At 49.2% G+C, this 14,411-nt stretch carries 12 protein-coding genes; 7 read left to right on the plus strand and 5 right to left on the minus strand.

The window, feature by feature from the left end:
- Positions 1-100: 100 nt before the first annotated feature.
- Positions 101-1,447: an SAM-dependent methyltransferase gene (locus Pan241w_RS12805; protein WP_145216094.1), complete on the plus strand. Its 1,347-nt coding sequence runs from the start codon at positions 101-103 to the stop codon at positions 1,445-1,447.
- Positions 1,444-2,580, plus strand: coding sequence for an NAD(P)/FAD-dependent oxidoreductase (locus tag Pan241w_RS12810; RefSeq protein ID WP_145216097.1), 1,137 nt, complete (start codon positions 1,444-1,446; stop codon positions 2,578-2,580). Before Pan241w_RS12805 ends, Pan241w_RS12810 begins: the two co-directional genes overlap by 4 nt.
- Before the next feature lie 9 nt (positions 2,581-2,589).
- Here the strand turns inward: Pan241w_RS12810 and Pan241w_RS12815 are convergent, their stop codons facing one another.
- The gene (locus Pan241w_RS12815) at positions 2,590-4,314 is read right to left on the minus strand and encodes an FAD-dependent oxidoreductase (RefSeq protein ID WP_145216100.1); all 1,725 of its coding nucleotides are present in this window, start codon (positions 4,312-4,314) and stop codon (positions 2,590-2,592) included.
- A gap of 159 nt (positions 4,315-4,473) precedes the next feature.
- On the opposite strand from Pan241w_RS12815, the gene Pan241w_RS12820 reads away from it, so the two are divergent.
- On the plus strand, positions 4,474-5,994 hold the full coding sequence (locus tag Pan241w_RS12820; protein ID WP_145216103.1) for a hypothetical protein: 1,521 nt from the start codon (positions 4,474-4,476) through the stop codon (positions 5,992-5,994).
- 78 nt (positions 5,995-6,072) lie between these two features.
- On the opposite strand, the gene Pan241w_RS12825 is transcribed toward Pan241w_RS12820, so the two are convergent.
- Positions 6,073-6,990: an alpha/beta hydrolase gene (locus tag Pan241w_RS12825; RefSeq protein ID WP_145216106.1), complete on the minus strand. Its 918-nt coding sequence runs from the start codon at positions 6,988-6,990 to the stop codon at positions 6,073-6,075.
- 194 nt (positions 6,991-7,184) lie between these two features.
- On the opposite strand from Pan241w_RS12825, the gene Pan241w_RS12830 reads away from it, so the two are divergent.
- The 3 genes from Pan241w_RS12830 to Pan241w_RS12840 all read left to right on the plus strand — a co-directional run bounded on the left by Pan241w_RS12830 (position 7,185) and on the right by Pan241w_RS12840 (position 10,215).
- Positions 7,185-8,357, plus strand: coding sequence for a prolyl oligopeptidase family serine peptidase (locus Pan241w_RS12830; RefSeq protein WP_232107441.1), 1,173 nt, complete (start codon positions 7,185-7,187; stop codon positions 8,355-8,357).
- 446 nt (positions 8,358-8,803) lie between these two features.
- Entirely contained in the window at positions 8,804-9,763 is a 960-nt protein-coding gene (locus Pan241w_RS12835) for a DUF1559 domain-containing protein (protein WP_145216112.1), read from the plus strand.
- A gap of 2 nt (positions 9,764-9,765) precedes the next feature.
- The gene (locus tag Pan241w_RS12840) at positions 9,766-10,215 is read left to right on the plus strand and encodes a hypothetical protein (RefSeq protein ID WP_145216115.1); all 450 of its coding nucleotides are present in this window, start codon (positions 9,766-9,768) and stop codon (positions 10,213-10,215) included.
- 96 nt (positions 10,216-10,311) lie between these two features.
- On the opposite strand, the gene Pan241w_RS12845 is transcribed toward Pan241w_RS12840, so the two are convergent.
- A complete protein-coding gene (locus tag Pan241w_RS12845) occupies positions 10,312-10,749 on the minus strand; it encodes a carboxypeptidase-like regulatory domain-containing protein (RefSeq protein ID WP_145216119.1) in 438 nt (145 codons plus the stop codon).
- Between the two features lie 104 nt (positions 10,750-10,853).
- A complete protein-coding gene (locus tag Pan241w_RS12850; protein ID WP_145216123.1) occupies positions 10,854-11,825 on the minus strand; it encodes a DUF1559 domain-containing protein in 972 nt (323 codons plus the stop codon).
- A 413-nt stretch (positions 11,826-12,238) separates the two neighbouring features.
- On the opposite strand from Pan241w_RS12850, the gene Pan241w_RS12855 reads away from it, so the two are divergent.
- Positions 12,239-12,802, plus strand: coding sequence for an HdeD family acid-resistance protein (locus Pan241w_RS12855; RefSeq protein ID WP_198000499.1), 564 nt, complete (start codon positions 12,239-12,241; stop codon positions 12,800-12,802).
- A 33-nt stretch (positions 12,803-12,835) separates the two neighbouring features.
- Here the strand turns inward: Pan241w_RS12855 and Pan241w_RS12860 are convergent, their stop codons facing one another.
- Positions 12,836-14,041: a hypothetical protein gene (locus Pan241w_RS12860; RefSeq protein WP_145216129.1), complete on the minus strand. Its 1,206-nt coding sequence runs from the start codon at positions 14,039-14,041 to the stop codon at positions 12,836-12,838.
- Positions 14,042-14,411: the final 370 nt, after the last annotated feature.

Genomic DNA, 14,411 nt, shown 5'->3' on the forward strand with positions numbered 1-14,411 from the left:
AAATAAGAGGCGGTATTAAATTATGAAATAGTTTTGTTTGAGGATTTATAACGCGTATTTCAATCGAGTGAGAATCTGGTCGCAGTTCGGGAGAATCATCGTGAATCCAACTAAGTCTGACTCCACACCCAAACATGCTCAACCGGGCGGAATTTCTGATACAGAAAGTAACGTTGCACTTTCTGATATTCATACGCGTTTACCAGACCCGCAACGTACATCTGGCAAAGCGACTGCTTTAGACCGATGGCTGATGCGAACCATGCTGCAGAAAGCGGGTAATCCAAAAGTCGAGGTGGTGTTATGGGATAACACCAGCATCACAACATCACCGACGTCCCCTGCTGTGCGACTCTTCATCCATCAACGCAGCACGCTGTATAAAATGTTGATTGATCCCAGTCTGGCTTTTGGCGATGGTTATTCTCAAGGAATCGTAGAAGTGGAAGGTGGATTGATTGCCTTCAATGAAGCCATCGATCAATGCACTCATACAGCCGATACCAAACACTTTTATCGCGATGGGATTCGGAGTTGCCTGGGTTGGTTACAGCGAAATACGATCGACGCGGCCCGCAGCAATATTCATCATCATTATGATATAGGAAATGATTTCTATAAACTCTGGCTGGATCAGCAATTGGCTTATACGTGTGCGTATTTTTCCGATCCGGAGATGTCGCTCGAAGCCGCGCAGATCGCCAAGATGGATCATGTTTGTCGGAAAGTCGGTTTGAAACCAGGTGATACGGTTGTTGAAGCCGGTTGTGGCTGGGGCGCGCTGGCGTTGCATATGGCCAAATTTTATGGTGCCAAGGTGCGAGCGTTCAACATTTCCCACGAACAAATTGTCTATGCCCGTGAACGTGCCCAACAGGAAGGATTGAGTGACCGCGTTGAATTCGTCGAAGATGACTGGCGAAATATCACCGGCAGTTATGATTCTTTCGTGTCGGTGGGGATGCTGGAACACGTCGGCCTGAAGAATTATGAAACGCTGGGTAAAGTCATCGCCGGTTGTCAAAGCCCCCGCGGTCGCGGCTTGATTCATTCCATTGGTTGTAACTCGCCGCGAATGCTGGATAGCTGGACCACCAAACGCATTTTTCCTGGCGCGCATGTTCCCAGTCTAAGTCAAATGATGCAGATTTTCGAACCCCAGAAATTTTCAATTCTGGATGTCGAAAATATCCGCCTGCACTATGCGATGACTCTGGAGCACTGGTTGCATCGCTATGAACAGAATATCGACCGGGTTACAGAAATGTTTGACGAGGATTTCATTCGAACCTGGCGCCTGTATCTGGCAGCGTCCGTTGCTGCCTTTCGAGCTGGTTCTTTGCAGTTATTTCAAGTGGTCTTCACAAACGGGGGGAATAACGAAATTCCCTGGACCCGTGCTGGCTTGTATCAGGCTGAGCCTTCACAGACAGTGAGTGAATCATGACCGCGACTGAGAGTGAGACGTGTGATGTACTGATTGTGGGGGGCGGTCCAGGCGGTTCATCCTGTGCCAGGGGGCTGCGTGATTCCGGTCTGGATGTGCTGATCATGGATAAGGCGACGTTCCCGCGGGATAAAGTCTGCGCGGGCTGGATCACTCCACCGGTTGTCGATTTGTTGGACTTGGATCTGGCAGATTATGCCCGGGATCATGCTCTGCAACCGATCACTCGTTTTCGAACCGGCATTATCGGCGGTACAACCATTGAAACTGAATACGGGAAGACGGTCAGTTATGGAATCCGTCGTTGTGAGTTTGATAACTACTTGCTCAAACGTTGTGGCGCCCGGACTCAATTGGGAACGCCTCTGAAAACGATGGAGTGCAATGAGAACGGCTGGCTGATTAATGGTTCCCTGCAGGCAAAGCTGGTCGTGGGAGCAGGCGGCCATTTTTGTCCGGTGGCCCGCGAATTGAACCAAGACCATTCGTCGGAAAAGTCCGTCGTCCTAGCACAGGAAACGGAATTTGAACTGACTCCTGAACAGCAGAGTCTCTGCCATGTGAAACCGGATACTCCGGAATTGTATTTCTGTCGCGACTTAAAAGGCTATGGCTGGTGTTTTTATAAAGACGGCTATTTAAATGTTGGAATGGGACGCGAAGGAGAAAAACAACTGTCGGCGGTCCGTGATGAGTTTACTGACTATCTGGATCGAGAGGGACGCGTGCCTAAGGAGATCCTCGGGAAGTTCAAAGGACACGCTTACCGTCTGTATGGTTTACAAAAACGGACGATTGTTGATGAGAGGGTCTTGCTGGTGGGGGATGCGATCGGCATGGCGTCGCCGCAAAGTGGAGAAGGCATTCGCCCTGCGATCGAAACAGGGTTCATTGCTGCAGATGTGATTCGTGGCTGCCAGCAGGATTATACGAAGGTTCGATTGGCCGAGTATCAGGACAAGCTGTTTCAGCGGTTTGGGGAATGGTCCGACCATCCGGAAGCAAGCCTTATTCCAGCGACCCTCCGTCAATTTCTGGGACGAAAATTAATGTCGACCCAATGGTTTACGCGCAAGGTGCTGCTGGATCGCTGGTTCTTACAACAGCATGTATCACCGCTGGTTCATGGTTGATCCGAGCGGCTAACTCAGCTTGGACCATTCCAGTTCGATCCCCTGCTTTGTGAGTGTGGTCTGGAAATCCTGCAACTGCCGCTGATCGTTGCGAATTTGACGTGGTGTTGTTTTTTGGGAAATTGCGTGGGCACATAAGGCACCCGCTGCTTCACCAATCGACCACTCGACTGGATGCAGGCGATAACAACCGTTTGAGATGTGGGTGGTGCCGATATTCTTGCAAGCGGGGATCAGATTTTCGACACGCTGCGGAATCATCGCTCCGAGAGGAATCTGAAACGGAACACTGCCCATATCGATGTAATTGTCGCCACCCGTGCTGGGATGCAGATCCAGATGGTAATAGCCGATCCCGACGGAATCAGCGAACGGTTGGGCGAGTAGTGGCTTATGATCCTTACCCATGACTTTGAGCCGTTCGGTGTAGGTCAGGTCCTGTTCTTTGATGGTCAGCTCGGCTTTGATGCGGCGGGATTCGCGAATGTACGGATACTTTGCCAGCCCGTCTTCGGTGCCAACGATATCCTTGCGCAGACGCAGCCCTTTCCAGCCCTGCTTGCCATCCGGTCGGGGGGCTTCGATTTGCAGCCAATAAAGGAGCGACAAGCTGAGTTGTTTGGCGGCGTTAAGATGCTGCTCTCGTTCGGCGGGTGTGACATCAGTGATGTTGCCCAGCATATAGTCATTCTGAGGCCAGTTGATGACGGTGATATCACTGGCATAGGAGCCGGGGGTGAAGTTGTTGCGGTCGATCATCCGGCGGTAGAGCCAAAGATTCAACGATTTGGTTTTGGGAGGCGCAGTCTCTTTGCCACAGGGCACGAAGGAAAGTTCTTTGGGTTTCAATGTGCGGGGATGGGAATAATAGAGTGAAAGAATTTTGCCCGACCAGGCAGGCGTTAACGGGGGAACATGATCTTTCCAGAAGTCGTACATGGCGGGGCGTTCGATTGTGTGGTCTTCCCCTTCCTGATGATCAATGGCAAAACAGTGCGTCAACGCCTGGATGTTGGCTGGGTTGGCCTGTGCAGGTGCATGTGGTTCGCCGGTTTCTGACTGTGATTCCGCACCCAGAACGTATTCGGTTCCAGTTAACGGCAGCAGGTCCCCTTCTTCGCTGGCATCAATGAAGTAGGTAGCGTGCAGTGTGACCGGTTTCTCCGAACCAAGTGTCTGACAGGTCACGGTTTCAATTCGGTCACCCGTCTGAGAGGCGCTGACGGGATGTGTATTTAAGAGTAGAGTCAGTTGACCGCTGCTGACTAGCGGCGCCAACATCGATTGCAGTGCCGCGATGCCGACTTTGGGTTCGTGACAGATGCGCGAGACCGAGCCGTTGCCGGGGTTCAAATTTGCGATTTGTTGAGCCTTGCTGGTTAAAGGGTAATGTTGTTTATAGTAATCACGAATCAGAGTTCGCAGTTTGGCATACGATTCTGTACGTCCGAATGATTCAATCCACTTATGTTCGTCTGGTGGGACCGCTTGTTGTGAGATCTGACCGCCGATCCAGTCAGTCGGCTCGGTCAGAATCACGCGGGCTCCATTGCGACAAGCGGCTAACACGGCAGCACAGCCTCCGAGACCGGCACCGATGATGACCACGTCGGCTTTAAGTTCACCGGAGCTGGATGCATAGCATGGTCTTGATTGCAGAGCCTGCAGAAAGGGAAGACTAAAGATTCCTGAGCCAAAGATGCCACACTGTTGTAAAAATCGTCGTCGTTGCATGATCTTGAATTTCAGAATTTAAAGAGATTAATAACGCGTAGATGATTATGATAACCGAATACTTATTCTTTCAGTATCGCGAGTGAAATACCAGCCCTGTTGATAGTGATTCTTTTTATCTCAGTACGTTGTCCTTGATGGAAAAACAAAGGAAATTTGATGGTAAGATATTACGCCCTGTTGCTCAGCATGGTGGTCTGTACTCCCCATTTTTCATTAGCGGCGGATTATTTTCAGATACATGTGATCGATGCGGAAACCGAACGCGGCATTCCATTGGTGGAACTGGAGACGGTGAATCAGATTCTGCATGTGACTGACAGTAACGGCATCGTTGCCTTTGATGAGCCGGGCTTGATGAATCAGGAAGTCTATTTTTATATTCGCAGTCACGGTTATACCTATCCTCAAGACGGTTTTGGATTCACTGGCAAAAAACTGAAGGTGACGCCGGGGGGTAAAGCGGTGCTCAAGATGCAGCGTGTGAATGTGGCGCGGCGGCTCTATCGTGTGACCGGCGGGGGCATATATCGAGACAGTCTGCTGGTCGGAGTGCCGTTTCCTCTGAAAGAGCCTGTGTTGAATGGGCGTGTGCTGGGGTCGGATAGCGTGGTCAATACGCTGTTTAAAAATAAGGTGTACTGGTTTTGGGGAGATACCAACAAACCGGAATATCCGCTGGGCAATTTCGATGTTCCCGGCGCCGTTTCCGAATTGCCTGCACGAGGAAGACTGCGGATTCAGCAAGGCGTCAATCTGAAATATTTTCTGGATGAAACCGGCTTTGCTAAGAAAACTTGTGCTATGCCCGGAGAGGGGCCCACCTGGATAGATGCGCTGGTGACGTTGAAAGTTGAGTCTGGCACAGAACGGATGTTTGCGAAGTATGTTAAAGTCAAAGCACCGTTGACTGTTTATGAGCGCGGACTGGTGGAATTTAACGATGCATTAAAGCAGTTCGAAAAACGGAAGGTCTTTGATTTCGATGCTCCGCTCTATCCGGTAGGGCATCCGGTGAAATATAAAATGGAGGGAGTCGAATATGTCTTGTTTGGTCTGGCGGCTCCGCTGACTCGGGTGCCCGCTACGCCTGATGCGTTGACGAATTTGCCTGAGTATGAAACCTATACCTATTTGAAACCGGGGGCAGGTACGGAAGAATGGGCCGTGGATCGGGATGCGGAAGGTCAACTGCGATATCAGTGGCGGAAAAACCTGCCTCCATTGAGTTATGATCTGGAGCAGAAGTTGATTCAACGAGGGGAAATTGCCGCAGAGGAAGGCTATTTTTATCTACGTGACATTGAGACGAAACAGGCGATTCAGATTCATAACAGTTCCGTTGCCTGGAATCCCTATCGCAAAAAATGGACGATGATTGCGTCGCAGAAGTTCGGCACCTCTGTGTTGGGAGAAATCTGGTATTCAGAAGCAGAGAGCCCGCTTGGTCCCTGGAAGTGGGCTCGCAAGATTGTGACGCATCACAAATACAGTTTTTATAATCCGAAACAGCACCCGATGTTTGCGGAAGAAAACGGACGATTGCTCTATTTTGAAGGGACTTACACAACGCTGTTTTCGGGGAATGATGTTAAAACGCCCCGTTATGATTATAACCAGATCATGTATCAACTGGATTTGTCGGACCCGCGTCTGGCACCTGAGCTGTTTCAACAATGAACGGGAAATAAAAAAAGAACACAGAGATCAAACAGTCTGTTCTCTGTGTTCTTGAATTATAAAAGATCTGAGATTGAATCAGGAATCTTTGCCTAACAGCTTGTCCATCAAGAATTCGTTGGAGTTGGAGTATTGTTTTGATTTGGAAACTCCGGGAATCAGCAGATGACATTCCGTTCCGACTTTGTCGGCTTTCTCTTTCATTTTGACGCCGTACACGGGGTGATGGATTCCGTGACTGGCGTTTTCAGAAGGAAGTTTCATGTTATTGCCGTAAGTCATTAAGAGTGGCGGATCGTCGGCGGTCAGGTGGTTGTAGGGAGAGAACTCTTTGTAGAGTGCTTCGTGTTTTTCATAGTTGTCCATCACGTCCTGCATGCTTTTGCCGCCGACTGCTTTATGGATCATGTTATGTTTGAGCACGTTCGGGCCGAGCCAGGGTTCGATGACTTTAGGGTCGATCGAGGTCTGACCTCCCCCAACGGCAGCAGCGATGACACGCGTCGATTCCCGGGCGACGGGATCTTTAGATTTGGGATCGGCCAGATCATCATGGCATAAGAGCCACATTGAAGTACAGGCCCCTGCACTGCCTCCGGTCAAAGCGATTTTCTTTTTATCGATATTCCATTCTTTGGCCTTGGAACGGATGAACTGAATCGCGCGGGCTGCGTCATGCACGGGAACCGGCAGTGATGCTTCGCCTGTCAAACGGTAGTTGATCGACGCATAAGAAATGCCTTTATCGAGATAAGCCTGGATGTTGCTGGAAACCCGTCCTTTGTCGCCGCCAATCCAGCCGCCACCATGAATGTAAACCAACAGTGGTCGGGGGCCTTTTCCTTTAGCTTCCCAGAAATCCAGTTTGGTTTTATCGTGCGGTCCATAGGCGACATTCGCGTGTGTTGGTTTCGGAGTTTTCGGTTTGTCAGCCGCGAAGGACGCGGAAGCGAGAAACGTGAACGTCAGTAGAACGGCGAGGATTCGGCGCTGCATGAGGGTCTTTCCTTTAAGAAGGCTCAGAAATAGTGGTGACTCAGAATAATGGTTCATCATGAGTTGTTCTGTGATCGAAATCAAGAATCTATTGTGGGGAGTTTCTTTACACGTATCAACAAGTTATGATGTGAACTTCGGGTTTGATGAAGAATCGACATTGATTACGACAGCGTTGCGTGGAGTGAATGAATATGAAAAAACTGATTTCCTGCGGAATATTAAGTCTATTTCTCACGGTATCTCTGTCCTTTGTCTGGTCTGGTGAAAAGGCAGACAGTGCTCCATCGGAAACACAAAAAAAACTTTGGAAGCAGATTGCACCGTTTTTTGAGCCGCCGGATGAATTTAAGCAAGATCTGGGAAACTATAAAACGCCGTTGAAGTTCTATGATGGTCGCCCGGTCAAAACAGTCAGCGACTGGCAGGCCCGGCGTCAGGAAATTCTGAAAACCTGGCATGCGATGATGGGTGAGTGGCCTCCCGTGAATGAACATCCCCAAGTGGAGTATCTGAAGCAGGAACACCGGGATAATTTCACGCAGTACACGGTGCGATTTGACATTGCGCCGGGTCATCCGAATACCGGTTATCTGTTGATTCCCGATGGTGCTAAGCCCGATCATAACACGCCCGCTGTGCTCGTGGTCTATTATGAACCAGAGACCGGCGTGGGCTTGAAAGGCAAGGATCGCGATTTCGCGCTGGCGTTAGCGAAACGTGGTTTAGTCACTTTTTCGGTTGGACACGATTACTCTCTCTACTATCCCAATCGGGAGAAAGCGGAGATTCAGCCTTTGTCTGCGCTGGCTTACGGGGCCGCGAATGCGTTTCATGTGCTAGCGAATCGAAAAGAGGTTGACCCGGAACGTATTGGAATCGTCGGGCATTCGTATGGGGGCAAATGGGCGATGTTTGCTTCCTGCCTGTATGATAAATTTGCTTGTGCCGCCTGGTCGGATGGCGGGATTGTGTTCGATGAAAGCAGGCCGAGTGTGAATTACTGGGAACCCTGGTACCTGGGTTATGCCGGCCCTGATTTTCGTAAGCGGGGGCTGCCGACGAACGAGAATCCGCGCACCGGATTGTATAAGCAACTTGTGAAAGAGGGCTACGATCTGCATGAGCTGCACGCATTGATGGCCCCCCGCCCGTTTCTGGTTTCCGGCGGAGCAGAAGATCGTCCAAAGCAGTGGCGGGCACTGAATCATAGTGTCGCCGTGAATCACTTTCTGGGTTATGAAAATCGGGTGGCGATGACCAATCGAGAAAAGCACTCGCCCAATCCGGAATCAAACGAGCAGATGTATCGATTCTTTGAGTACTGGTTGAAGTCCAACGTACTCAAGCAATCATCAACGCCTTAAATCATCTCAATACAGATTGGGGTCAATGGTCATTGGTGGCTCAGTATGACTACCAGTGCGGTAAAGGATCGCTCTTGCCTGGTGGAAAGTGATATGTTGGGTATATGTACACGTAGTTATCTCTGGGGCGGTTTTATCGCTAAATCAATGGAAAAATGAGTGAAACACAGAAAAAGTCACACACATTTGGGCGTTGAGTGACGTCTGTTCTAATAGAGGCTGTTGTTTGAATACAGCTCAGGTGTGTCGCGATTTCATGAAAATCAGAATTGCTTTTCGTTATCCTTGTGGCAAATAATGAAGCTGATATGAGATCCTTCCTGTAAATGTGCCTATATCGTTCCCTCCCTGAGTCTGGCCTCTGCGAGCTTTGTGCTCGGTTTTCTATTCTCGGCCAATGAACACTCTGTGATTATACCTACCTAGTTTTACCGGAGAATATTTAGATGTTGAAGCAGCCTCACTCCCGAGGTCGACGTGGTTTTACGCTCATTGAATTACTCGTTGTGATTGCCATCATTGCGATTCTCATTGCACTGTTATTACCTGCCGTGCAACAGGCACGCGAGGCAGCACGTCGGTCGACCTGTAAGAATAATTTGAAGCAGATCGGTATCGCTTTACATAATTATCACGATACTCATTCCAGCTTTCCTCCTGGCAGTATTGGTTGGTCATTTACAGCCACCTCTACTGTTAATCCCCAGTTAAACAGTATGGGACCGTTGGTGATGATTCTGCCATTTATGGATCTGGCGCCCCTGTATAACAAATTTGATTTCAGTCTCAGTTATGCGAACCCTGCGAACGTATCATTAGCGGCGAATGTCGTGCCGACTTATCTTTGCCCGTCGTATGCAGGGGAAACGGTTCATTCAGAGCATGGCTATCGAGGTTGGAACAGCAACACTAAGAAGGCGATTACCAATTACCTGGGAGTCGCCGGTTATGCAACATCGGGAGCTCAGGTCGGAATTAGAAACGGTAGCAGCCTGCCTGCGGGCCAAAGGGGGATTTTCTGGCCGAACAGCAACACACGCATGCGTGATATTACAGATGGTACCACGAACACATTTATCTATGGTGAGTATCGTCCCTCTATTATGTCAGACGTGGGTTGGGGATCGGGTGGTTCCTGCTATGATAACCGCTGCAGTCCCTGGGTACGTGGCATTACACTCGAAGGAAGTGGTGCGGTCAAAGTGATGCGTTATGGTCCGAATCAGGTCTTCCCGAAGACGGCGTACACGAACGACTGGACCGTGGTGCCCTTCAGTTCTCAACACGTCGGAGGCGTTCATATGTTGAACGCAGACGGTAGCGTGGTGTTTGTGAGTGAGAACATTGATATCAACGTCTGGCGGTATCGTGGTAGTGTCGCTGATGGTCAGGTGATTGGAGACTGAGCATGCAGTATTTATTTAAACGACTCTTATTTCTTTTCGTGTTGTGTTTGCTGGTAACAGGCTGTACTCAAGGCCCCACCGATACCCCTCCCCTGGCAAGAGTGAATGGCAAGGTAATGCTGGATGGGAAACCTCTGCCCAGCGGCAGCGTTCAATTCACTCCGGATAAAAACCGAGGGACAACGGGACGAATGGCTCTGGGTAATATCAACGAAGATGGGACATTCGAGCTCATGACAATCAGATCAGGAGATGGCGCCCAGGTCGGATATCACCTGGTGGCGATTGAAAGTTATGCGTCTGCAGCCTTTGATCCGAATCAACCAGTCAATCAGGCACCGAAATCACTGATTCCGAAACATTATACCGATCCAGAGACAAGCGAACTGACGGCTGAAGTGAAATCGGGCGAGGAGAATTTCCTGCTGTTCGATTTGAAATCGAAGCCCTGATTCATCTTACTGAAATAAAGACGAAGGTAACGCCGCAATTCTGTTGAACAGGGATTGCGGCGTTTTTCGTGCCAAACTCTTTTCAAATAACGTTGTTTATTTCAGGTCGAATTCCAGATCCGCAGTTCCTCCCTCGGGGACTGTTGCTTTAAACGGGGATGAACCAAATTCGCTGTATTTGTGCGGCAACTGATTAATTGCGCCGACATCGGCTGGAAATTCACTTTCGGGGACTTTGGAACCATCGGGCATTGTGAAGTGCTCGAACAGAACACTATAGTTTCCCGGAGGCACGCCGTCTCTTCCATCCTGATACTTCAGCATGAACTTTCCAGATTCATCGGTAGTACCTCGACCACCTTGACCTTTTGTCGTTCCTTCAGGAAAAAAGACCACCGAAACACCGGGGACTGCTTTCCCTTTAATTTTTACTGTTCCCCAAGTGGTGAATACTTTCAATTCGTCACGTTGTGTTTCTGAGTCACAGGCACTCAGGAACAGCAGACCAATGATACATAAAATTCTGGCAGCCATAAAATCATCCAGGAAAATGAAAATAATGAAGCCAACCGGTTACGAAAGTCGTAACCGGTTGATGATTGAAGTAAAATAGTTCAGGGTCGCCGTATGCGGATTATTTAGAATTCACCGATCACATTGCCATCGGCGATACGAGAGAGATAGACGCGGGTAGTGGCATCAATATTTTCGCTCACAAAACGGACCGCACCATCTCCAAGGAGAACATGGCAACCTCCGGTGTGCAAGCTGCCTGAATAGGCCCATGAGGCAAGAAAACCGACGGGGCCACTGGAGTACCAGGTGTTGATATTGGCTCCACCGAAATTGGTTCCGTTACCAACCCATTTGGCATAACCCCAGGCGGTCCCTTCTCCATTCGCAACATATCGTGTTGTTTCTACTACAGCGACTGTGTTACTCAAGCCGTCTGTGACATCACGAAATTTAGCACAGCCATTGAAACCAAACATGGGACGAGTCGTGATCGCAAGAGCGCCCCAGTTGGTACAGGTCGTATATTCGCTATTGGTGCTAAAGTCATAATTCGTGAACACTCCCTGTAAAGTTGAGTTCCCTGGAGAGATCGAATAATGAGTACTCGTCGTTGTGGTGTAAACTTCGGGAGTGGAATCAGAAGGACACTGGAAAGCTTTCACGATTGTGGAGACGACTTCATCATTGGGGTTTCCGGCTGCACCAGGGGCGACGATTGTGCCACCTGAAGGATTGTATGATCCTGTGGCAAGGCTCGCATTAAACTTATTGTATAAGCTGCTCTGCTCCAGATAAGGGAGTAACAGCAACCAGCCGCGGTGGTTGAGTGTGACTGTGCTGGCAGTACTGGCGGATCCCCCACTACACGAACCCGAATGAGAGACTGAGTAGGGGAGTACCTTAAAGGTCTCATTGTAGTTGTGTAATGCCAGGCCCAACTGTTTCATGTTGTTTTTACATGTGCTGCGTCGTGCTGCTTCACGCGCTTGTTGTACTGCAGGTAGTAACAAGGCGATCAGAATTGCAATGATGGCGATGACCACCAAGAGCTCAATCAGTGTAAATCCTTTTCTGGGACGTTTGGGAAAGGACACGGAAATCTCCTTAATAAAAAAATGATGACATGCAGGCAGCCTCAACAAAGCGCGCTTTGTACAGTACAGATGTCATGGAGAATTCCAGAGCTCTGTCTGTGAAGGCAGCAAGATTTAATAATAAGCCTAAGTAAGCAAGCGGTGTGCCAATTGTGTAAGACGACCAGTCCTGCAAGTCTGCGTTTTGCGCATTATCAGTTCAAAAAACAACTTTTTGATTTTTCTGCAGGCGACGAGTCCCGGTTACCGAGAATGAAGTGTGAAGTAGGGGTTGATAGCAGATCAATCATCCCTGCTCTCTTTTTGTGCAGAACGCTGGGGATTCAAAGCTTTCCCGCATCTGATTTTCACGTCCGCGCTTCTAATAGGTTCTGTATACTACAGTTTTTTCAATTTTCGAAATGAGAGACCCCATGACCGACACACCCCTGCCAGGCGCAAAAGACTTCAAATTAACAGGCATTATTCTTTGCGTGATTGGTGTAATTTCACTAATTGCGCCTTTTATTGCCGGAACCGCCGTGGTCTTTGTGATTGGTTTTTTCCTGTTGCTCGGTGGGTTCCTGTATGTCCTACAGGGGTCTCAAGTATCTGGAGCTCCTGGCAAGACTCAGCATATACTGCTCGGGGCACTCATGTTTATCGCAGGGATTATGGTGGTCAGCCATCCGATTTACGGACTGAGCTTACTGGCGATGCTGATGGCGTTCTTTTTCCTCTTTGAGGGGGGCTGGAAGATTATGTTGGCGTTTAATATTCCTGCCAATCAGGGGCGCATGAGCGTTCTCTTCAGTGGTGTGATTTCGCTATTGCTTGGAGGCTTAATAGCAGCTCAGTGGCCACTATCGGGAATCTGGGCCGTGGGGACGCTCGTGGGAGTCGACTTTTTGCTGACCGGCTTTTTCTTGTTAAATATGAGCAGCGCCGTCTCTTCTGGTAGTAGCAACGACAAAGAACACATTGATCAGACTGTTTGAGCGTCAGATCAAAGCCAACATAGAACGTTCGATTTATGGTGTCGGCGGTGGTGCCGGTGCCTTGACTGCGGGAGGCTGAACGGGCTTCAGCACTTTGACGTCGGTTCGCGACTCGGTAGGCGTTTTGGGGTAGCTCTTGCTGCCCAGTTGAGCGGTATGATCGGGCGACATGCGGTTGCGGTAAATCACCAATCCATCAATGGCGTGGTAAAGTGCCGAGTAATCAACGGTTTCTCCTTTATTGTCAATGATATCATTGGCCAATAGCGAGATTGCTTTCCGCACCCATTCTTCATTGAGGCGTTTATCGGGCAGTGCCATCATCAGGAATTCCAGGGTATGTCCCGTGGTTTCCAGCCGTTCCTGAAAATTATTGCTGGCGCTTTTCTGGAAAAAGTAATCGTAAGAGAACGAACCGTCGAAGTTCTGCATCGCGCGGGCTTCTTCAATGTAACGCTGAATTTTCTGATCGGCTTCCAGCCAGAAACCACTCAGACGTTGTCCCGAATTCTGATAGGTATTTCTGGCATAAGCCAGCGCGAATAATGCGTGCGTGCCGCCGCAAGCGGAGTCATTGGAGATCGTCGCGTTTTGCATATAAACCAGATCGTCCATTCGCCACTCTTCCCCTTTTTTATCCTGCCAGGAGGCGTCGGGGCCGAGATAATGCACGAGAGCCCAGAGAGACCAGGTGACTTCTTCGTTCTCCTGCATTTCTTTTTTGGCATTGTCGACGATGTCAGCGACGGTAATCGGACCATCGGGGGTCTGGAACGTGTGGTCCAAGGGAACATCGGCCATCGCCAGCACAGCCAGCGATTGATTTTTGTGTCCTTCGAAGGCATTTGATTTCGTATAAGGATGCGCGCGTCCGCCGAACTCGGTTTTTTGAAACCAGGGTTCTTTGTCAAAGAAAACTCCCGACGAAATCCATTCGAGCGCGTTGACGTCTTTGCCCTCTTTCCTGATCTTGTAGTCTTTCCGGAATGCCAGGATGCCGTGATAGATTTCCCAAGGCGAGTGCTTGTCTGATTCCAAGTGATACTGCTTGCGGGCAATTTCGATCGCCTGTTCGACTTTTTTGAGCAGTTCTTCAGGAGATTCCAACTCGCGGGGTCCGGTTGAAGCTGTTGAAGTGTCAGACTTTGGTTCTGCCTGCGGTGCATTTTCGCAACCGTTGAGTATTACGATCGAGGATACAAATACAAACAGCAAAGACAGACGACACATGAGACCCATGGTGTGATGAACTCCGGGTTGATAACGATAATTTTGGGATTATTTCTTGGCAGGAGCCGGATTCAGGCTGATTGCAGGAATCAGTGAACTGAAATCAATGTACCAAGGATATGGAGTGATGTAAATCATGTAATTGCTATAAATTGCCTAGATTGGTGTTCGCAATGTAACTCGTGTCATAGCAGCGTGAAGTCTCCTCTTTTAAGACCTGTTATCCGTATCTCTTCTCTAATCGCACTGATAAATAATTTTGTATCATCTGCTAATGTTCTTACAACGATTGATTCCCGAGAAACAAGCTCATTCGGGGGATCTGGCGTGATTGATTCGACAATTAATTTTGTTGATCTTCGCCAGATACATAAAGAAT

Source organism: Gimesia alba (genome assembly GCF_007744675.1).
In the GTDB taxonomy this organism is placed as follows: Bacteria; Planctomycetota; Planctomycetia; order Planctomycetales; family Planctomycetaceae; genus Gimesia; species Gimesia alba.

Bases quoted from the DNA above. Each gene is read 5' to 3' on its own strand.
- Pan241w_RS12840 (WP_145216115.1), top strand. From the start codon at position 9,766: ATGCAGTATTTATTTAAACGACTCTTATTTCTTTTCGTGTTGTGTTTG.
- Pan241w_RS12810 (WP_145216097.1), top strand. From the start codon at position 1,444: ATGACCGCGACTGAGAGTGAGACGTGTGATGTACTGATTGTGGGGGGC.
- Pan241w_RS12825 (WP_145216106.1), bottom strand. From the start codon at position 6,990: ATGCAGCGCCGAATCCTCGCCGTTCTACTGACGTTCACGTTTCTCGCT.
- Pan241w_RS12815 (WP_145216100.1), bottom strand. From the start codon at position 4,314: ATGCAACGACGACGATTTTTACAACAGTGTGGCATCTTTGGCTCAGGA.
- Pan241w_RS12855 (WP_198000499.1), top strand. From the start codon at position 12,239: ATGACCGACACACCCCTGCCAGGCGCAAAAGACTTCAAATTAACAGGC.
- Pan241w_RS12820 (WP_145216103.1), top strand. From the start codon at position 4,474: ATGGTAAGATATTACGCCCTGTTGCTCAGCATGGTGGTCTGTACTCCC.
- Pan241w_RS12830 (WP_232107441.1), top strand. From the start codon at position 7,185: ATGAAAAAACTGATTTCCTGCGGAATATTAAGTCTATTTCTCACGGTA.
- Pan241w_RS12860 (WP_145216129.1), bottom strand. From the start codon at position 14,041: ATGGGTCTCATGTGTCGTCTGTCTTTGCTGTTTGTATTTGTATCCTCG.
- Pan241w_RS12835 (WP_145216112.1), top strand. From the start codon at position 8,804: ATGTTGAAGCAGCCTCACTCCCGAGGTCGACGTGGTTTTACGCTCATT.
- Pan241w_RS12845 (WP_145216119.1), bottom strand. From the start codon at position 10,749: ATGGCTGCCAGAATTTTATGTATCATTGGTCTGCTGTTCCTGAGTGCC.